A 19,874-nucleotide genomic window follows, 5' to 3' on the forward strand; every position below is an offset into this window, starting at 1 on the left:
GTTTGGAAGGCCTTCCCCACGGAAGGCCTTCTTTTTTACCCCGAAAATGCGGCTTACGAACGACCTTTCGTTGTAACGAATTGAAAAAGAGCCTGCTGGCCAATAAAAGGTTGCCCGTTCTCTGGCGAATGTCTTTCCGCACACATTATATTTGCCCGCTTTAACAAAATGCAGTCCTTATGCTTGTAATGAAATTCGGAGGCACCTCAGTAGGGAAGCCTGAACGCATGAAAAAAATCGCGGACCTTGTATCAGGCGTTCCCGGTAAGAAGATTGTTGTTCTTTCTGCTTTATCAGGCACAACCAATTCACTCGTCGCCATTGGTGATCATCTGTTGCTGGGACAACGCGCCAAGGCGGAGGAAGTAATCGTCGCCCTGGAAAATCATTACCAGGTATTTATTAAGGAACTGTATGGCAGCGAGGGTTTCCTCGCCATCGGACAAGAGATTGTAAGCCGCTTCTTTATCTTCATCCGTCTGCTGGCCGCCGGTCAGTTCGACAACAAAGGCTACCGCGAACTGTTGGCACAAGGTGAGCTCATCTCCACCGAGCTGTTCTACCAGCACCTGCAGGAGCGCAAGATCAGCGCGCGCCTATTGCCGGCGTTATACTTCATGTCCATCGACGAAAATGAAGAGCCCGAGCTGGAAAAAATATCGGAGCGTCTGAAGCCGCTGGTTAGCTCGCTGGCCAACGTAGAGATCATCATCACCCAAGGCTATATCTGTCGCAATCATCGCAATGAAATAGACAACCTGAAGCGTGGTGGCAGTGATTATACCGCTTCGCTGGTGGGGGCTGCGATCCGTGCGGAAGAGATTCAGATCTGGACCGACATTGATGGCATGCACAACAACGACCCGCGCATTGTGAAGAAGACCGTGCCGATCTCCGAGCTCACCTTTGACGAAGCGTCTGAGCTGGCGTACTTCGGTGCGAAGATTTTGCACCCGTCTACGATCGTACCGGCGCAGAAGTACAACGTACCGGTGCGTTTGAAAAACACCATGGACGAAAAAGCTTTTGGTACCATCATTACCAGCAAAGGCACCGAAGGTTCGTTCAAAGCCATTGCTGCAAAAGATGGTATTACGGCAATCAACATCAAGTCATCACGCATGCTGATGGCGTACGGCTTCCTGCGTCGTGTATTCGAGGTATTTGAAAATCACAAGACATCAATCGACATGATCACCACGGCAGAGGTATCGGTGTCGCTCACCATCGACAACGATGCACACCTGCCATCGATCGAAACGGAGCTGAAGAAGTTCGGCACCATCGAAGTGTATAAAGATCAGGCGATCATCTGTATTGTCGGCAACAAGATTACCGAGCAGAAAGGTATGCTGAACAAAGTATTTGATGCCCTTTCGGAAATACCGGTGCGTATGGTATGCTGCGGCGGTAGCCCGAACAACGTGACGGTACTGGTCGACAAGAGCTATAAGGAGCAGGCGCTGAATGTGCTCAACGAAGAGCTCTTCGGCCTGAAGTAAATGGAATCTATACAATCATCACCGGACACTGTTCCTATTGCGAGCGGTGTCCGGTGTTTTTTGGTGTAACACGTAAGTTTTCTTGACCCTTGTAAGAAATACCCCGTTCATGGTTATCAACCCTGATTTTTAGGGTGGAAAGCAGATTTTACGATCTTTGTCACTTTCGGCCAGTGTTATTTTTTGCTGATTTTGGCATCCTAAAACGCCTTATCTTCCTGCGTAGAGGCTTTTTAACCGGCCGTTGGCCCGTTGGCCAAGTGCCAACCCCCGGGGTGCACAAAAAAGCGGTACAAAACCGTTAACTTTGAAGTTTTAGCGTTCACTATGGCGTTTGATATTTTCTTAACACTTTTCCTGGTGTTGCTAAATGGTTTTTTCGTTGCTGCCGAATTTGCCATTGTTAAAGTCCGTTCTTCGCAAATTGCCATACAAGCCGGCAATGCACGAAAAGCTGCTGCACAGATCATCATCGACAACCTCGACGGTTTTCTGGCGGCTACGCAATTGGGCATTACACTTGCCAGCCTCGGCCTTGGTTGGGTGGGGGAAGACGTCGTATCCCGTATCATCCTGAACGTTATGGATGCCTTTGGGCTGCCACTCGACGAAGCCCTCGCACATCGTATCGCGGTGCCGGTAGCCTTTGCTACGCTGACCGTACTGCACATCGTTTTTGGCGAGCTGGCACCGAAGTCCATAGCCATTCGCTATCCAACTTCTACAACCCTGGCGGTATCTGTTCCGCTACGCATCTTCTATTTTATTTGTAAGCCCGCCATTTCGTTGCTGAACGGTTTTGCCAACCTGGTACTGAAGATCTTTGGTATAAAGCCCATACACGAGCAAGATGAGATTCACTCCGAAGAAGAGCTAAAACTCATCATCGCCGAAAGCGAAGAAGGTGGCGCCATTGAAAGCAGCGAGCGCGAGCTCATCCAAAACGTATTTGACTTTGACGACCGCATTGTAAAACAGGTCATGGTGCCGCGCATCAAAATCTCGGCCATCAACGTAACCGCTACGTTGGATCAGGCACTGCAAATCGTGCTCAAGGAAGGATACTCACGCTATCCCATATACGACACCAGCCTGGACGATATAAAAGGTATTGTGACGGGTAAGGACATCGTACAACACTTCATCAACAAGACCAACAAAACGCTGTTGGAGATCGCCCATCCGCCGTACCTCGTGACAGAGAATAAACCGATCGACCATCTGCTGCGTGAATTCCAGCGCAAGAAGATCCAGATGTCGGTGGTGATCAGCGAGTATGGTGGCACCATTGGTATTGTGACCATGGAAGACATCATCGAAGAGCTTGTCGGCGAGATTCAGGACGAACACGACCACGAAGCGCAAATCGTGATCCAGAGCGGCAACACCTTCCAGGTGATTGCTACGTCGCCCATTCACGACATCAACAAAGAGCTGGATATACCCTTTGCAGAATCGGAAGATTACGATACCCTGGCCGGACTTCTCTTACAGTATAAACCTTTCGACCTACGCGAAGGCGAAGAGTTCGAGCTGGATGGCTACATGGTACGCATCATCAAAATGACCAAGACGCTGCCCGAGCTCGTGGAGCTACGCACGCTGGACAGCCCCACACACAATACCGACTAGAGGAAACAGCGTGAGTGTGAAGTGTGAGCGCGAAAATACAAGAGCGCTTGCGCGACTTGAGGCACGCATCTGGTTCAAGTCTTCCGACCGAAGGGAGGGCGACTTGGACCCACTCTGATGTCAGTCTTCAGACCGACGAGGCACCGGGCAATCATATCACCGCACGGCTAAGACCCCTACGCCGAAACAAGTTGCCTCAAAGAAATCTCAAACGACGCCTGCGCAATCCCCGTCTTACCCTTGTTCACAGCATACGTCCTATCCAATGCCTTCCGAATAGTCTGCGCAATATCCTGAAAGATCGCGGCATCCTCCATCTTCACTTCACTCTCCATAAAGAAAGCAAACACCCGGGCCATGCCGCAGTTGGCAATAAAGTCCGGCAGTACCGAAAACTTCTGATCCGCGTATAGCCCAGTAGGCCCAAAGAAAATCTCCGGATCGGCAAACGGTACGTTCGCACCACACGAGAAAACTTCCAGGTGCGAGGCCATCATGCGGTCCACCTGATCGCGGGTAATGAGCCGCGATGCCGCGGCCGGTATAAAGATTTCGAAAGCAAGATCCCAAATCCGCGTATTAGCGACATCAAAGGGCAGCAGATCGGGCGACACAAGCCTATTACCATTGCGATCGATGACAAGCTGACGAATCTCTTCCAGCGTAAAGCCGTCCTGGTTGATCAGCCCGCCTTCGTGGGTGAGAATGCCTACTACTTTTACACCCATCTGCGCCAGGTAAAAGCCGGCCGCCGCCCCCACGTTACCCCAGCCCTGTACGACGGCGCGTTTGCCGGCCACATTGCCGCCCCACAATTCATAATAATGTTTGACAGCCTGTGCCACACCATAGCCGGTACACATGTCGGCCACGGTATATTTCTTTTGCAGAGAAGGTGTGAACTGCTCGTCTTCAATAACTTTCACCACGCCCTGACGCAGCTGCCCGATGCGGTTTACCTTTTGCGCTTCGGTTGGTTTATAGTGCCCGGTAAAGACACCCTCTTGCGGATGCCAGATACCGACATCTTCCGTAATGGGGATTACCTCATGAATCTCGTCGACGTTCAGATCGCCACCGGTGCCATAATAATACTTCAGTAGCGGCATGACCGAAGCATACCACCGTTGCAGCACACCCGCCTTACGCGGATCGTTGGGATCGAAATTAATACCGGACTTTGCACCGCCGATCGGCGGGCCCGACACGGTAAACTTTACCTCCATGGTTTTTGCCAGCGACTCTACTTCGCGTTTGTCAAGGCCTTTGCGCATGCGTGTTCCGCCGCCGGCGGCGCCACCGCGCAAGGAGTTGATGACCACCCAACCTTCGGCTTCGGTCTCACTGTCTTTCCATTCAAAGACAATCTCGGGGCGCTTGTTCTCAAATTTCTGTAAGAGTTCTTTCATGGGGAAAAGGGCTTCAGTTTAGGAGCTGCGAGTTTACGCGTTTACCGCCGAGCTTCAAAATAAAGCACGCACGGAATCTGCGTGCAGAAACACCTATAGATATAGTATACGATGAGGAATGGCGTTATACCAGGCCAACGGTGAGGCCGGAGGAACTATCGCGCGAAGCTTGCGTAACCGACTTCAAGCAGTTGACTTCGTTGCGGCTGCGCAACACACCCAGGAACGCAAAGACCAGCGCTTCTTTAAACTTGATCACCGTTTCATCCGGAAGGATCAGCGAGATTTGGTCACCGCAATGCTCCAGCAGGCAGCTCATGAAGAAGTGATTGAAAGCGCCACCGCCGGTGCACAGTACACTGGCCGCGCGGTTACCCACGCTACCCAGAATAGCATCGCCTACTTCGCGCGCCGCGGCAACCGTGAAGGTGTGCAAGCGGTCGTGTAGGGCTATCGTATCTTTGTCGAGCAGCGGACGAAATTTCTTTTCAAAGATCTCGCGGCCGAGCGAGGGCTTTTTAGCGCGCAATGGTTCATATGCTTTGGTGAGGGACTTTAGAAGTCCGGCATGCAGCTCGCCCTCGGCTGCCATAGCGCCACCTGCGTCATATCCTTTTCCAGCCTTGCCGGCCAGGTAATTCAAGCCCATGTTTACGAAGGCAGCATCCCATGCCAGGCGTTTGCCTTTTACCTCGAGCGATAAATTGGCAATGCCGCCCAGGTTGAGGCAAACATCGTATTCGTGAAACAGGTGTTTGTCACCGACGGGCACAAGGGGAGCGCCTTGTCCGCCGTAGAGCACGTCCAGGCTGCGGAAGTCGTATATGACGGGTTTCCCTGCCGAGGTGTACAAGGCCTGGCCGTTGCCGATCTGCAGTGTAAAGCCCTTGTCGGGCTGGTGGAACACCGTATGACCATGCGAGGCGATAAAGTCTACGTTCAGCTTATGCTTGCTCAGAAACGTGCGGCACGCCTCGCCCAGAAAATGACCGTACTCCACGTCCAGGGCAACGAGGGCGTCGCCGCTGAGCTGGTGGGCGGTCTTCAGCTTCTTTTGCCAGGGTGATGTGTATTTCAGCGTCTCGGCCTGCACGATGGAAAATGTCCAGCCGGCGTCGGTTTGTTTGAATGTACAGTAGGCGATGTCCAAACCGTCGAGGGATGTACCCGACATCAGGCCGAGGACTTTGTACACATCTTTTTTAGAGTTGTTCTTTGAATCCATACTTTTGAAGTGGTCTGTCGGCATCGCGGCCAAAACTGTAAATTTTCAAACGGCATGAATATAGTGGTTGATTACGGGAACTCATCAGCCAAGGTGGGGATATTTGAAGGGACGGTCCTGCAGGAGAAGCGCATATTTCGCGAAGAGGATGCTTTGCAGCAATTTCTACAGAACTTTCCGGCGGTTCATTTCATCATAAGCTCGGTAAATGCCGATGCCGTCCGCGTAGCAAGCTGGACGACGGCCCAAAAGAAATTTGTGCTGCGTCATTCGTTACCACTGCCCATCCGGAACTTGTATGCCACACCGCATACGCTGGGAGTGGACAGACTGGCAGGGGTTTGCGGCGCGCAGCAGCGGTTTCCAGGCAGTCCCTGCCTGGTCATTGACGCAGGCACGTGCATTACGTATGATTTTCTGGACCGCACGGGAACGTACCACGGCGGCGGAATTTCGCCGGGTTTGAACATGCGGTTTGAGGCGATGCACACGTTTACCGCCCGTTTGCCGTTAGTGCAAGCAACGGATACGGTCGATTTGATCGGCAACAGCACCGAAACCTGCATGCAAAGCGGTGTGATCTACGGTCTTCTGGAAGAAGTGGATGGCATAATTCGCCGCTACCAGGAGAAATTTGAGGGTTTGCAGGTGATTTTGTGCGGGGGCGATGCCCTATTTTTTGAAAACAAACTTAAAGCGTCCATATTTGCGAGCCCTGAACTGGTTCTCAGCGGATTAAACAGCATTTTGATCTATAATGTCAGTCTTTAAAAAGCTTCTCTTTCTGGGTATTATTGTGGTAGCGTCCGCAGATGTGTGGGGTCAGGCAGCAAGCTCACCTTTTACCACCTTTGGCATCGGAGAACCCTACGGCAATTCGCTCATCCACAACCAGGGTGTAGCCGGTACCGGCGTCGCCCAACCGCAATTCTGGTATATCAATAACCAAAACCCCGCCCTGCTGGTGTTCAACTCCCTCACCTCGTTTGAGGCGGGTATGGTGTACGAGCAACGCAAAATCAAAAGCGATGAGCTGAGCGAAAAAACCTCCGGTGGCAACATGAGCTACCTGGTGACGGCCTTCCCGATCAAGACCAATAAGTGGACCACGTCCCTTGGATTGATGCCCTATACCAATGTTGACTTTTCTTTGCAGTCAGATACGACGTTTAGCACAGACAACGATCGCCCGGCCTATTTCTACGAATCCGCCAGCGGCGGTCTGACACAATTGTCCTGGTCAAACGGCGTGCGGATCAGTAAAGAGATGAGCGTAGGCCTGCGCGCCTCCTATATTTTCGGTCCCATTGACAATGTATACTCCAACCAGCTGAGCGGCTCGCCGTATGTCGTGACCATTCAGGAAAAGACCAGTGTGTCTGATTTTAACTTTGGCGTGGGCTATTCTTTCAGCCGCGATTCGCTGTGGGGAAAAAACTATCGCGTCAGCGCCGGTGCCGTATATAACTTTGGTACCACGCTGGGGGCTAAACGCAACGATCGATTCTTCCGCACGACCGCTGCCGGCGATACACTGGAAAACTATCAGCTGGGAAGAAGCCGGGGTGACATTGAAATACCCGCCGGGCTTACGGTAGGTCTCTCGTTGAGCCGTGGATTGAAGTGGGCCGTGTCGACCGAATTCTCATACCAGGACTGGTCGAATTTCAAAAGCATAAACGAAGACGACGAAGGCCTGGAAGAATCCTGGCGCGTAGCGTTAGGCGGCGAAATCACACCCGACCCGGTGGCGTTGGGTAGCTACCTGAAGCGGATCACCTACCGCGGTGGGGTGAGTTTGGAACAATACCCGTTTCTGGCCAATGGCAAAAGTGTAAAAGACTATGGTGCCAGCATCGGCATGTCTTTACCGGCCGGCCGCTCTAACGTAAACCTGGCCTGTAAAATAGGACGCCGCGGCGATCGAGCGCAAAATATCCTGGAAGAAAGCTACGTCAAGATCTATTTTGGCATAACTTTTAATGATACCTGGTTCATCAAGCGTAAGTTTGACTAAGAGCCTTTCTTCAAATAGAACAAAATAACGAAAGGCCGTAATGTTATGGCCTTTTGATTTTATATGATGCGATACCTGTCCATAGTGTTTGTAGCTGTTTCACTGATCGCCTGCGACCAGCCGGAGGCCAAAGAGCCTGTGGAATACAAAGGGCCGCTGCGCGAGGTAGAGAACATGGAAATGTTTTATACCGAGAATGATCACGTCAAAGTAAAAATGCAGGCCGCACTGGTATACGAGTTTTTGAGTGGTGATCGCGAATTTCCGAAAGGCGTTTACCTGGAATTTTATACCGAAGAAGGAGCCCTGGAGTCAACGCTAAAGGCCAACAACGCCTACTTTTTTAAAGAACAGAATCTATGGCGCGGGCGCGGCAAAGTAGAAGTTAAAAATATTGCCAAGAAAGAACAGCTGAATACCGAAGAGCTCTTCTGGAAACAGACCGATCAGAAAATCTACACCGAGCAATTTGTCACGATCAAAATGCAGGACGATGTGATCTATGGAACGGGGCTGGATGCCAAACAAGACCTTTCGGACTATGTCATTACGCATCCTTACGGCGACGTGGGGTACCAGGGAGAGGAATAATCCTCCTCCGGATCAAAGCACGTTGTTTAGCTGCTCCTTGATCTTCTCCAGCTCTTCCTTCATCACCACCACGTGCTTTTGAATCTCCGCATCGTTGGCTTTAGAGCCGATGGTGTTGATCTCGCGGCCAATCTCCTGCGAAATAAAGCCCAGCTTCTTGCCGTTGGACTGACCTTCTTGCAGTATTTGAATGAAATAGTTCAGGTGTGTCTTGAGACGGACTTTTTCTTCGTTGATATCCAGCTTCTCGACGTAAAAGATAATTTCTTGTTCGAGCCGGTTGGTATCATATCCTTCTTCACCAAAAAAGGCGTCGACATTTCCTTTGAGCTTCTCACGGATGCGCTGTACGCGCTTGGGGTCGAGTGCTTCTACATTCTTCAGCTCTTCGCCGATCAGGGCGCAGCAATCCTTCAACATCTTGCCGAGCACGTCGCCTTCCGCCTTCCGGAACTGATCGCACTTCTGGATGGACTCATTCAGGAGCTTGCGAATGATATTCCACTCATCGTCGTTACCTTCTTCCTTCTGGCTGCTTTGAATAACGTCGGGTGAGGAGAGGGCCAGTTGAAACAGATTGTCGTAGGGTGCCACAACACGGTCGGCCAGTTTTTTGAGCTCGCCATAATACGCAACAAACAGCGCTTCGTTATAGGACTGTTTTAACGTGGTGTCGCCATAACGTTGATACTCCACGACGACAGAAACTTTGCCACGCTCGAGCTTTTCGCTCACCAGGTTCCTGAGCTCGATCTCCTTTTCGGAGAAAAGCTTGGGTAGCCGGAGGTTCAAATCCAGGAACTTGGAGTTAAGGCTTTTTATCTCCACGTTGATTTGCCGCTGGCCGTCATCGTATGTCGACTGGCCAAAGCCTGTCATGGATTTTATCATAGAGCTCAAAAATTAAAAAGCGCGGCATGATGAGTCATGCCGCACCAAAATGTTGTGCAAGATAGAGAATTGTCTGTCAGAAGTCGAACCCGAGCGTTACGTAAAATTGCGGGTCGCGTACCTTGTAATTTTCGACCGGCCAGGCCAGGTCGCACTTCACATAATATCCCAGGAACATGGTGCGCAGGCCGGTACCGTAGCTATACAGCCAGGGGTTCAGGTAATTCTTGATCTCGGCTTCAAAGGGACCGCCCTGTACAATGGTATAGCTTACGCTATTGTTAGACGAGAACGGCGGCTTGCCCGACCAGCTCGTACCCATGTCGTAGAAGGCCGTCAGCTGCATGTGGCGCAGGAAGTTCGACGAGATCGGTCCATTTACCAATGCGCGGATAAGCGGTACGCGCAGCTCGGCGTTGAACAGCAGTACGCTGTTGCCGAAGAGTGTGCCATAATCAAAACCACGCAAGCTGGTAGCATACTCGAGAAAGAGCAGGTCTGGGTTTGGATCGGCAACGCCATCCCGGTTCAGGTCAACCGAGGAAAGTGGGTTGGGTTGGCCCTTGCTGGTCCGGCCGGTATAACGTGAGTCGTTAAAGAGCCAGTTATCCATACCGCCCAGCATGTATAGCTTCGGTGAGCTGCCAAAGAACGAGCCGCCAAAGCCACGCAGGGCCAGGACTATTTCCTTGTAGATGGGCTGATAGTGACGTAGGTCGATCGAAATCTGGCTAAAGCTCAGCGCCTTGTTGCTGATGCCTTGATAGTGCTGGAAGCTGACCTTACCGCGCGAGCCTTCAATGAGATTGAGACCGGTAGAAACAGAGTTGTCGTATACAAGCTCCGACCGCACGCCGGCGTAATAGTTGTTTATCGGCTCGACGACGGGCTCGGAGGAAGGATAGTCGGCGAATCCCAAATCAGCAGTACGGGTTACCGCGCCAAACGGTTTTACCGTTATCCGCAGGCGGTCTGTAATGGGCAGCGAGGCACCCAGCTCCAGGCGGTTTAAGGTATATTTATAATCCGTGCTGTTGTTGATATCGTCGTTCGTGACAGTCTCCCAACGAATGGCTTTGCGGTCAAAGCGCGCGCTGAAGTCGATCTTGGCAGGCAGGTATTGGAACTCGGCATAGACATCGCCGCCGCGCAGGTCGATCGGGGCCATGATGCCGCCGTAGAACCGGTAATTCTCCAACATGTCGTTCATCTGTGTCTCGATCAGCAGCCCTACGCTCCGCAGCTGATCCACGACCAGGGAAGTCACCAGGTTGTCGGCGCTGAACTTCGACTCGTAGGGGTATGGGCCCGTGACGCGTCGTCGGTCGCGCGCTTTCATATACCGATTCATGAACGACTCCGCCGGTTGGGTTTGTTTCACGGCGTCGTCCTCAAACACGTAGTTGTCGGTATTCACGACATCGGGTTTCTTTTCGGGTGCCGGTGGTGGTGTTTTTACGGTGCTGTTTATCGGCTGGCCATCGAAAGTATAATCGTCGGTGTTGACCTCACCCGGTTTGAGCTCGGGGGCTGTACGGGTTACCGTATCGGCCGGTACCTTCACCGTGTCCGCCGGTAGCTGCACCTTCGCAGTGTCGGTGGGCGGTACGGCAACAGTATCTTTTTCCTTATTGGCCTCTTTCAGACGTGCGTTGAGCAGGTCCTTGATGCTCATGTTTTTATTGCTTTCCTGCTTGCGCTTTTCGCGAATGACACGGGCCTGCTGAAGCTCCTTGCGGCGGGTGGCCGGTGTAAATACCTGGCGGTTTACGTCAAAGCTCCGGTCTACAAAAATATGCTGCCGCTGTCTCTCCGTCATCACCATTGCCATCGTGCCGGTGGTGAGGTTCAGATCGTAGTCTTTGATGCTTGTATCAAAATTGGTGACCTGCGAATAGATGCCGGTGGCCTGGTTGTATTTAAACAGGTTGACAATGCCGCGTTGGTCGCTGAGGTAATATACATTGCTCTGGTCTGCCGCCAGGGGCATGATGTCTTTGCTCAGCGTATTCGTGACGCGCTTCAACGTGGACGAAGTGCTATCGAGATCGTAGATGAAAAGATTATAGTTGTTGTTGAGCTTCTCAAACTCCGGTTTAGCGTTGGCCTTAAGCGAGTCGGTCGTACGGTTGGAAGAAAACACAATCCGGTTTGTGCCGGGAATAAATGTCGGATCGAGGTCGTCGTAAAGGTCGTTGGTCAGGCGGCGCACACGGTCGCGGCGGGTGCTTAACAAAAACAGGTCGCTCTTGCCTTCGAAGTCCGCGCTGAGGATGATGAGGCGGCCGTTGTCGGAGAAGTGAAGGCTTCGGATGTTGCTGAATTTCTCGAGGGCACGGGGCTGCTTGGTTTTTGTGCTCAGGTCGTAAAGCCAGAATACATACTCGCCGCGTGTTACGCCGATGACCCCCAGCGTGCTGGCGTCCGACCAGGCAATGATCGGCTGACGGTAGTCCACACGTTGGTTGATCACCTTGCTGCCACCGGAAATAATGGTCTTTTCTCTACCGCTTGACAGCGACTGTACTTTTACAATATACCGGCCCCGGTCGTTTTCGGCATACGCGATGTAGCGCCCGTCGGGGCTTAGTTTCACCTGAGTAAACTCGGTCGTGCGGTTATGGCGGCGGCTGAATTGCAGCGAGTCGGCAGGGGCGACGTAGGCTTTAGCCGTGGTCGATTCCATTTCGGTATAATAACGCTGCCATTCCGTCAGCATCTGCCGGAAGCTGATGCCGAGCGTGATTTGAATACTCTTCTCCTCGTTGCGCGTCACGCGCGTATAGTTGAGGATGTTGGCCATGCTGCTCTTGCCGTATTTCTCGGTAATGAAGTTCCAGATCGACTGGCCTACCAACGCACCTTCCTTGCCCCCGAGCTTCGTCGCGCGTTTTGCTTTGCGTGAACGCACCAGTGTGCGGATATAGTCATCCATTTCAGACGTCCAGCCTTTGGCAACATACAGGGAAGCACCGTTCGTAAACCAGTCGGGCAGGTTCATGAGAATCGAGCTTTGGAAAATGTCTTTGAGGTTTCCGCCGAACATCATCTCGTTCACCATCAGGTCGGAGATGCGGACTAATAATTCTTCCTTGAATTCCTGGGCCGTGCCCAGGTGTGCTACTTCGATATAGGGTTTGATGAATTCTGTTTCGCCGCCAACCTTGTACACGTTCCGGTTCAGGCCCATGTTGCTTTGCCGCAGGTCGGCCAGGGAATTGTAGACAAATACTTTGGTTTTGAAGTACGGCGGGTAGTCGATCATGTCGGTGATGCGATCGAACTCTCCTTCGAGGTATTCCAGCGCTTGCTGCGCTACACCCTTGCGGGCGTCGTAATAGTAAATATCAAAATTTTCGCCGCTCAGATATTGCCAGTCGAACTGGCGGTATTGGATACGGTTCTTGCCAAAGACCTCTCTGGCCTGCTGGGCAAACCCGGTAACGGAGATCACAATCAAGAAAACAGCTAGTAAACCTCTGCGCAGCATCATAGTCATTTAGGGGAACTCAATATAATGATTTATAACGTTCAATATCTATCTCTTTGTTTAATGGCACCTGATTTTCCAACCGGCGGATCAAAACCTCGGAAAAGTACGGCGACAGGCTTACGCCCTTCGTGCCCAGCCCCGTAAAAACCGCTACTGACGGGTGTTCCGGATGGACGCCCACCAGGGGACGCCGGTCGGGCACGGTGGGACGAAAGCCCCACTCCTGACCGGTAATTTCGTACGGGAAATCCACCAGTTCTTTCAGTTTTTGATCGAGTGTTTCTTTAGCAGCCTGTGTAATGGTTGGGGTGCTATCGTGAAATTCATACGTGGCGCCCACGCGCCGCTCGCCGGGCCCCACGCCAGGCACCAGGTAAACGCCGCGGTTGATGATGGCATTGTGTTGGAAGTCTGTTTTGATGCGGATCGTTTCACCCTTCAGCGGCTTTACCGGCAGCCATTCAAAGCCTTTGGCGGGCGCCACGCCCTGACAGAAAATAATCTGCGCCGCCGTGTACGTCCCGTATTGTACACCATGCGGTGTCATGTGCAGGCCGGCAGGGTCAAATGACGTTTGCAGCAAAGTTCCCTCCTCGGTAATCCAGCCGCGTACAGCCTCGATATACCCGGTTGTATCGAGGTATCCACATTGGCGAAGCAGCAGCCCGCCCCAGGGATCGTGAATGCCGGGTATCGCGGGGCGCCGGTGGACGGTGTCGATGTAGGGGGCATACCCCGGCTCGGCACTCCGCGCCATCCAATCGTTTTGCTCTTCAATCGAAAGGAAGGGACGATAGAGCGGCATGGGAAAGAAAAATCTCCGCGCGGTGCGTACCTCTACGGCCCGGTAAAATTCGTGCAGGTAGGGAAAGAGTGTGTCGGCAAGCCACGTTTTTGTCATCTTCTTGCCGGTAATGGGATTAAACAACCCCGCGGCGATGCGCGACGAGCTATTGCCGGTGGGTTGATCGATCACGACGATGCGCTTTTTACGCTGCAGCAGTTGCACTGCCACGGCCGAACCGGCCAACCCCTGGCCCACGACGATATAATCCACTGCCTGCACGGTACAAAAATCGAGGGCTAAAATTGGAAATAATTCTCTGGCCTTCTGAGGAATTCCCAGTTATTTTTGCCCATGCTTCAAATTCACTCTTTTGTTTTTAATCCCTTACAGGAGAATACCTATGTACTCGCCGACGAAACAAAAGAATGTGTCATCATCGACCCGGGTTGTTATGACGCGGAAGAGCGGTATGAGCTGGCGGATCTTATCGAAACCCAGGGGCTGACGGTAAAAATGCTGCTCAACACACATTGCCACGTAGACCACGTGTTGGGCAATGCTTTTGTGAAAGACACATACAAAACCAAGCTGTACATACACCCGACGGAAGTCGCCGTGCTCCAGGCAGTCAAGGTCTATGCACCCCACTATGGCATCTTCCAATACGCCGAAACCGAAGCCGATGCCTTTCTGGAAGAGGGTGAAACGCTGACCTTTGGCAACCAGCAGCTGCAGGTGCTTTTTGTGCCCGGCCATTCGCCCGGCCACGTTGCATTTTACCATGCCGAGCAAAAAGTGTTGATCGGCGGCGACGTGCTGTTTTACAACAGCATCGGCCGAACCGACCTGCCGGGGGGAAATTTCGACACGCTCATCCACAGCATCCACGAAAAACTTTTTACCTTGGCTGACGATGTAACCGTCTATCCGGGCCATGGTCCTGAAACAACCATTGGGTATGAAAAACGCACGAATCCATTTGTTGGCGTATCATCCCCGCGACCTTAATTTTTTATGATCCGACACCTGCCGAATTTTCTCACCTGCTGTAATCTTATTTCAGGCTGCCTGGGAATTGTTTTCCTGCTGGAAGGCCGCCCTGTGCCTGCCGCCTATTTTGTGTGGGCCTCCTGCGTCTTCGATTTTTTCGACGGTTTTGTAGCGCGATGGCTAAACGTCTCGTCGCCCATCGGGCGTGAGCTCGATTCCCTGGCCGACGTGGTCAGCTTTGGCGTGCTGCCCGCGATGGTCATGTACAAGCTCATCGGCGCGCATTCGTCCAGCGAGGCACTGCCCTACATTGCGTTCACCATTGCCGCCTTTTCCGCGCTGCGGTTGGCAATCTTCAACATCGATACAACACAATCCGATTCCTTTAAAGGATTAAACACCCCGGCCAATACGATTTTTATCACGTCGCTGCCCCTGCTACCCGCCCACATCGGCGCGTGGCTCTACCAGGATTGGCTACTGGTCACCATCACCATGGTTTTTTCGCTGCTGCTGGTCTCGCGCATCGAGATCTTTGCGTTGAAGTTTAAGAACTTCTCCTGGCACGACGATACCAATAAGCTGCGGTTTACCTTTTTGTTGCTGACGGGATTATTATTGATACTTTTTCAGGTGTCTGCTTTGCCCCTGGTTATACTTTTGTACATCGGCATGTCGTTAGGGGCTAAAGCACTGTCCAGGTAGTTCACGATCCTATTCCTATAGCCTTGCGCGCAAACGTTTTTATAAGGTATTTGCTGGCGGGCCTTCTGGCCCTCGGACCCTTATTGCTAAGGGCGCAATCCTCTGTGCTACACGCTGGCAGCTGGTATAAAATGGGCATTCCCGCCCGGGGTGTTTACCGCATTTCGTACGACCAGCTTCGGAAGATGGGCTTCGCCGGGTCGGTCGATCCCCGCAACATCCGCGTGTATGGCAACGCCGGCGGTATGCTGCCGCAACCCAACGCCGCCGCGCGCCCCGACGATTTGACGGAGAGTGCCATCTTTATACAGGGCGAAGACGACGGTGTGTTTAACGCCGGCGACTACATTCTTTTTTATGCCGAAGGCCCCGCGCTGGAACGCTTCGATGCACCCCGGCGCATCGCGCGGTACGAAAGCAACCTGTATAGCAATCGTAATTATTACTTCATTACCGTCGGCGATACGCCCGGCAAACGCCTGGCGGCGGCTGAGAATTTAAGCGGTAGCTATCCGGTTGTAAACCGGTTCGACGACTATGCCTACCACGAAGTGGACCAACACAACGAGCTGGAGTCGGGGCGTGAATGGTTTGGTGAAACATTTTATACCGCCAGCGAGCAAGTCATTACCATAGAGATGCCGGGCGTTATCGAGGGCGCGCCCATTCAGCTCGTGTCGGATGTTATGGCCCGGTCCACCAGCAATACATCGTTTAAGGTATACATCAATAATGCGCTGCTGGGAGAGCAGGTCATCGCAGGGCTGCCCGACTCGCAATATGCCATGAAAGGCATACACAACCGCGATACCTTGCAGACCGTAGGAACCGTGCCCGTCAGCGGCCGGGCCACACACGATGTAAAATTTCAATATGTCAAAACAGGCTCGGGTACAGGTTATCTGGATTTCTTTTTGTTGAATGTGCAACGCACGCTGGCGATGTACAAAGAGCAGGTAATCTTCCGCTCCACCACAAGTCTAGCGCAACCAGTCTCCACCTTTACGATCGAAGGCGCGGGAACCCAAACGACCGTCTGGGATATTACCGATCCGTCGACACCGGCCTTGCAAACTACGGCAGCCTCGTTTTCTACCACGACGACTTCGTTAAAAGAATTTATCGTTTTCCGCCCCACCGCACCGGCACCGGAATTTATAGGGAGCGTAAACAACCAGGACTTGCACGGCATGGCTACACCCAACTTGATCATCGTGGCATACCCTGATTTTTCAGGTGCCGCGCAACGCCTCGCCGCGCACCGCGAATCACACAGCCACTGGACGGTTCAAATCGTCACGCCACAGGAAATTTATAACGAATTCTCTTCCGGCCGCCAGGACGTCACGGCAATACGGGATTTTGTCAAGTATATTTATGACAAAAGTCCCGGAACCTTGCGGTCGCTTTTACTTGTGGGTAGAGCATCGTACGACTATAAAGATCGGATGTTGAACAATACGAACTTTGTGCCTGCCTATGAGTCGCGTAACTCGCTGGAGCCGCTGGCGACCTATTCGTCCGACGACTACTATGGTTTTTTAGAATCGAACGAAGGAGAGTGGAGCGAAGAAGTAGTACAGCCCCATACACTGGATATTGGCGTGGGGCGCCTACCCGTAAAAACAGTAGCAGAGGCGAACACCGTAGTGGACAAGATCATCTACTACGATACCAATAAAAAATCATACGGCCGCTGGCGCAAGCAGATCATGTTTGTAGCCGACGATGGTAACAACGACGACAGGTTTACGCGCGACCACCAGTTTCAGGCAAACACCATGGCCGAGTCCATCGAAAGCCTGCATCCTGAATTCGATACACGCAAGATCTTTATGGGTGCCTATCAGAAGACCGTTCGGCCCAATGGCGAGGTGATCCCCGAAGTAAATGAAGATATCGTTCGCACCTTCGATCGCGGTACATTGATCATCAATTATACCGGCCACGGCTCCGAACAGGTGTGGGCGGACGAGCGTGTCTTTACCGAAACCGAGATCAACGACCTACAGAATAAATTATATCCGTTTGTCGTTACTGCAACCTGCGAGTTTGGACGGAACGATGACCCCGCCGTGGTGTCGAGTGCCGAGCAAACGCTGCTGCATCCGCAGGGCGGCTCCATCGGTCTGGTGACGACTGCCCGGCCGGTGTACTCGGCGACGAACTTCGATTTGAACCGGGCGTTCTACGAAGCGCTGTTTGAAAAACAAAACAATTATTATAAGCCACTCGGAGAAGTGTATCGTGATACAAAAAACAATAGCGGCAGCGCAATTGGCAATCGTAACTTTTCCTTGCTGGGCGATCCATCGTTGACACTGGCCATGCCCTACCAGGAAGCCGTCGTCACGACTTTACAGACATCCACGGGCTCGGACACGCTCAAAGCCCTGTCGACCGTAGAAGTAACGGGCGAGGTACGCGACGCCGGCGGCAATCGGCTCGACAACTTTAACGGTGTACTGGAAGCAACGCTTTTTGATAAACCGACAGCCTACGTAACCGTCGGAAAAAACAACCCACCCTTTTCCTTTTCGCAACGGGACAACGCGTTGTTCCGCGGCAAAGCGAAGGTGGACCACGGCATCTTTACGTTCTCCTTTATTTTGCCCAAGAACCTGCGGTATGAAATAGGGCCCGGTAAGCTGAGCCTGTATGCGTCTGATCCGGAGCATACGCTGGACGCCGCGGGGTCGACAAATGACTTTCAGGTTGGCGGCAGCGAACCGCATGTTGCGCCCGACAATACATCCCCGCAGATCGCACTTTACATGGGCGACACGACCTTTGTCCCGGGAGGTATTGTCAATCCATCGACGACACTTGTTGCGCGGCTGGAAGATGCCAGTGGCATAAACATTTCCAACTATGGTATTGGCAATAACCTGGTGGCCGTATTGGATGACGGTACAGTATACAACGTCAGCGACTATTATGAGGCCGATATAGACGATTTTACGCGCGGCTGGCTGAGCTTCCCCCTGCACAACCTGACGCCCGGCCGTCATACCCTGACACTGAAAGCGTGGGATACCTATAACAACCCCGCACAAGCGCAGATTAATTTTGTGGTAACAGATGGTGAAGCCCTGGTTATCGAAACCTTCAGCAATTACCCCAATCCTTTTCGTGACGGTACAACACTTTTCTTTACCCACAACCGCGTGGGCGACGACCTGGAAGGTGAGCTGGTGGTGTATGACGTTACGGGGTTGGAGCTGAAACGCGCTGCCTTCACTGCTTTTGAAAGCTCGTATCGGGTGGAATTGCCACGCCTGACCACTGCGGTGGACCTGGATAAAAATGTTTCCGGGGGCTTATACCTGGCGCGCGTTGCGGTTCGTTCATTAACCAATGGTTCTAAAAATGAGCGTGTTACAAAGCTTATTACCGTTAAATAATTATCTTTATACCCTTGAAACTAACTCGGATGAAGCTTAGAGTACTTTTCACTGTCGTTCTGTCGACCACGTTTGCCAGTCAAATTTTCGCCCAAGGCTCTGTGTCTAACCCCGGTGAACTGATCGGTCAGAACAATGCCATTACCACGGCGGTTCCGTTTTTGGCTATCTCTCCCGACGCCCGGCATGCTGCATTGGGCGATGCTGGTGTGGCAACCTCGCCGGATGCAAACTCTGCGTATTGGAACGCGGCCAAGCTGGCCTTTATCGATAAACAATATGGCGGCACGCTGTCGTATACTCCCTGGCTGGGCAAAATCGTAAACGACATGAAGATTGCCTACCTGTCGGGCTTCTACAAACTGAACCGGGAACAAACCGTCGCCTTCTCGATGAAATATTTTGACCTCGGCGACATCACCTTCACCACGGGCCCAAACCCCGCCGACGTGATCGGCGTCTACAACCCGCGCGAGTTTACACTCGACGCAACATACTCACGCATGCTGTCCGAGAACTTTAGCATCGGCGGTACCGCGCGGTACATCCATTCCAACATTACCGGTGCCTTTTCAGGCAACGACGCGCAGCCGGGCAAAAGCGCCGCAGTAGACTTTGGTGTGTACTACGTAAAGCCAATGACCGGTGTGAAAAATTCCACCTTGTCGTTAGGCGCCACCATCACCAACATTGGTGGTAAGATCTCCTATACCGGTGGTGACAACAAAGACTTCCTGCCCACCAACCTGCGCGTGGGTACGGCCTACAAAATGGAGCTCGATCCATACAACACCATCACCTTCATACTCGACTTCAACAAGCTGTTGGTGCCGACACCGCCTGTGTATGATTCCGCCGGGAACATCTATGCCGGCAAAGACCCGAACCGTTCACTGTTGAGCGGCATGTTCGGCTCGTTCTCGGATGCACCGGATGGTTTCAAAGAAGAGATCAAGGAGGTCATGACCTCGCTGGGCATTGAATATTGGTACAACGATCTCTTTGCTGCACGCGTGGGCTATTTCAGCGAATCCAAGACCAAAGGCAATCGTAAATACATGACCCTCGGCGCCGGCTTCCGCAAAGACCGCTTTGGGTTCGATATTGCCTACCTTGTGCCCACCAACAAGCGCGAACACCCCCTGGCCGAAACGTTGCGCTTTACGCTGCACTTCACGGTAGCGCCGAGCCAGATAGAAAAAGAAGAATCAGTTACTGACTAATCCCT

General features: G+C 52.4%; 14 protein-coding genes. 9 read left to right on the plus strand and 5 right to left on the minus strand.

What is annotated here, in order from left to right; all coding sequences use genetic code 11:
- The first annotated feature begins 179 nt into the window (after window positions 1-179).
- Window positions 180-1,502, plus strand: coding sequence for an aspartate kinase (locus KK062_RS07855; RefSeq protein WP_254083721.1), 1,323 nt, complete (start codon window positions 180-182; stop codon window positions 1,500-1,502).
- Between the two features lie 327 nt (window positions 1,503-1,829).
- Window positions 1,830-3,134 (plus strand): hemolysin family protein, encoded by a 1,305-nt coding sequence (locus KK062_RS07860; protein ID WP_254083722.1) that lies wholly within the window; start codon window positions 1,830-1,832, stop codon window positions 3,132-3,134.
- 176 nt (window positions 3,135-3,310) lie between these two features.
- On the opposite strand, the gene KK062_RS07865 is transcribed toward KK062_RS07860, so the two are convergent.
- Both KK062_RS07865 and KK062_RS07870 read right to left on the minus strand, forming a co-directional pair.
- Window positions 3,311-4,543 carry a Glu/Leu/Phe/Val dehydrogenase dimerization domain-containing protein gene (locus KK062_RS07865; protein WP_254083723.1) on the minus strand — a complete coding sequence of 411 codons (1,233 nt, stop codon included), beginning with the start codon at window positions 4,541-4,543 and terminating at the stop codon, window positions 3,311-3,313.
- Window positions 4,544-4,667: 124 nt separating this feature from the next.
- On the minus strand, window positions 4,668-5,768 hold the full coding sequence (locus KK062_RS07870; RefSeq protein WP_254083724.1) for an anhydro-N-acetylmuramic acid kinase: 1,101 nt from the start codon (window positions 5,766-5,768) through the stop codon (window positions 4,668-4,670).
- Window positions 5,769-5,822: 54 nt separating this feature from the next.
- Here KK062_RS07870 and KK062_RS07875 point away from each other — a divergent pair, with 54 nt between their 5' ends.
- From KK062_RS07875 to lptC, 3 genes are all read left to right on the plus strand, one after another.
- Entirely contained in the window at window positions 5,823-6,539 is a 717-nt protein-coding gene (locus KK062_RS07875; protein ID WP_254083725.1) for a type III pantothenate kinase, read from the plus strand.
- Entirely contained in the window at window positions 6,526-7,785 is a 1,260-nt protein-coding gene (gene bamG, locus KK062_RS07880; protein ID WP_254083726.1) for a BamG family beta-barrel-assembly machinery protein, read from the plus strand. Before KK062_RS07875 ends, bamG begins: the two co-directional genes overlap by 14 nt.
- 63 nt (window positions 7,786-7,848) lie before the next feature.
- Window positions 7,849-8,376, plus strand: a complete 528-nt coding sequence (lptC, locus tag KK062_RS07885) for an LPS export ABC transporter periplasmic protein LptC (RefSeq protein WP_254083727.1) — start codon at window positions 7,849-7,851, stop codon at window positions 8,374-8,376.
- A gap of 12 nt (window positions 8,377-8,388) precedes the next feature.
- On the opposite strand, the gene KK062_RS07890 is transcribed toward lptC, so the two are convergent.
- The 3 genes from KK062_RS07890 to KK062_RS07900 form a co-directional block, all read right to left on the minus strand.
- The gene (locus KK062_RS07890) at window positions 8,389-9,267 is read right to left on the minus strand and encodes a YicC/YloC family endoribonuclease (RefSeq protein WP_254083728.1); all 879 of its coding nucleotides are present in this window, start codon (window positions 9,265-9,267) and stop codon (window positions 8,389-8,391) included.
- A gap of 76 nt (window positions 9,268-9,343) precedes the next feature.
- Entirely contained in the window at window positions 9,344-12,760 is a 3,417-nt protein-coding gene (locus tag KK062_RS07895; protein ID WP_254083729.1) for a translocation protein TolB, read from the minus strand.
- Between the two features lie 16 nt (window positions 12,761-12,776).
- Complete coding sequence (locus KK062_RS07900; protein WP_254083730.1) at window positions 12,777-13,826, minus strand: NAD(P)/FAD-dependent oxidoreductase; 1,050 nt, start codon at window positions 13,824-13,826, stop codon at window positions 12,777-12,779.
- A 72-nt stretch (window positions 13,827-13,898) separates the two neighbouring features.
- Between KK062_RS07900 and KK062_RS07905 the strand changes: the two genes are divergently transcribed.
- The 4 genes from KK062_RS07905 (at window position 13,899) to porV (ending at window position 19,869) form a co-directional block, all read left to right on the plus strand.
- Window positions 13,899-14,555 (plus strand): MBL fold metallo-hydrolase, encoded by a 657-nt coding sequence (locus KK062_RS07905; RefSeq protein WP_254083731.1) that lies wholly within the window; start codon window positions 13,899-13,901, stop codon window positions 14,553-14,555.
- A 6-nt stretch (window positions 14,556-14,561) separates the two neighbouring features.
- Window positions 14,562-15,242: a CDP-diacylglycerol--serine O-phosphatidyltransferase gene (pssA, locus tag KK062_RS07910; protein ID WP_254083732.1), complete on the plus strand. Its 681-nt coding sequence runs from the start codon at window positions 14,562-14,564 to the stop codon at window positions 15,240-15,242.
- Window positions 15,243-15,346: 104 nt separating this feature from the next.
- A complete protein-coding gene (gene porU, locus KK062_RS07915) occupies window positions 15,347-18,646 on the plus strand; it encodes a type IX secretion system sortase PorU (RefSeq protein ID WP_254083733.1) in 3,300 nt (1,099 codons plus the stop codon).
- A gap of 29 nt (window positions 18,647-18,675) precedes the next feature.
- The gene (gene porV / locus KK062_RS07920) at window positions 18,676-19,869 is read left to right on the plus strand and encodes a type IX secretion system outer membrane channel protein PorV (protein ID WP_254083734.1); all 1,194 of its coding nucleotides are present in this window, start codon (window positions 18,676-18,678) and stop codon (window positions 19,867-19,869) included.
- Window positions 19,870-19,874 lie beyond the last annotated feature (5 nt).

This window comes from Dawidia cretensis, from assembly GCF_018598175.1.
GTDB lineage: Bacteria > Bacteroidota > Bacteroidia > Cytophagales > Cyclobacteriaceae > Ohtaekwangia > Ohtaekwangia cretensis.

What these genes read in the sequence shown, in the direction of transcription:
- KK062_RS07855 (WP_254083721.1), top strand. Translation starts at nt 180, where the DNA reads ATGCTTGTAATGAAATTCGGAGGCACCTCAGTAGGGAAGCCTGAACGC.
- KK062_RS07860 (WP_254083722.1), top strand. Translation starts at nt 1,830, where the DNA reads ATGGCGTTTGATATTTTCTTAACACTTTTCCTGGTGTTGCTAAATGGT.
- KK062_RS07865 (WP_254083723.1), bottom strand. Translation starts at nt 4,543, where the DNA reads ATGAAAGAACTCTTACAGAAATTTGAGAACAAGCGCCCCGAGATTGTC.
- KK062_RS07870 (WP_254083724.1), bottom strand. Translation starts at nt 5,768, where the DNA reads ATGGATTCAAAGAACAACTCTAAAAAAGATGTGTACAAAGTCCTCGGC.
- KK062_RS07875 (WP_254083725.1), top strand. Translation starts at nt 5,823, where the DNA reads ATGAATATAGTGGTTGATTACGGGAACTCATCAGCCAAGGTGGGGATA.
- bamG (WP_254083726.1), top strand. Translation starts at nt 6,526, where the DNA reads ATGTCAGTCTTTAAAAAGCTTCTCTTTCTGGGTATTATTGTGGTAGCG.
- lptC (WP_254083727.1), top strand. Translation starts at nt 7,849, where the DNA reads ATGATGCGATACCTGTCCATAGTGTTTGTAGCTGTTTCACTGATCGCC.
- KK062_RS07890 (WP_254083728.1), bottom strand. Translation starts at nt 9,267, where the DNA reads ATGATAAAATCCATGACAGGCTTTGGCCAGTCGACATACGATGACGGC.
- KK062_RS07895 (WP_254083729.1), bottom strand. Translation starts at nt 12,760, where the DNA reads ATGATGCTGCGCAGAGGTTTACTAGCTGTTTTCTTGATTGTGATCTCC.
- KK062_RS07905 (WP_254083731.1), top strand. Translation starts at nt 13,899, where the DNA reads ATGCTTCAAATTCACTCTTTTGTTTTTAATCCCTTACAGGAGAATACC.
- pssA (WP_254083732.1), top strand. Translation starts at nt 14,562, where the DNA reads ATGATCCGACACCTGCCGAATTTTCTCACCTGCTGTAATCTTATTTCA.
- porV (WP_254083734.1), top strand. Translation starts at nt 18,676, where the DNA reads ATGAAGCTTAGAGTACTTTTCACTGTCGTTCTGTCGACCACGTTTGCC.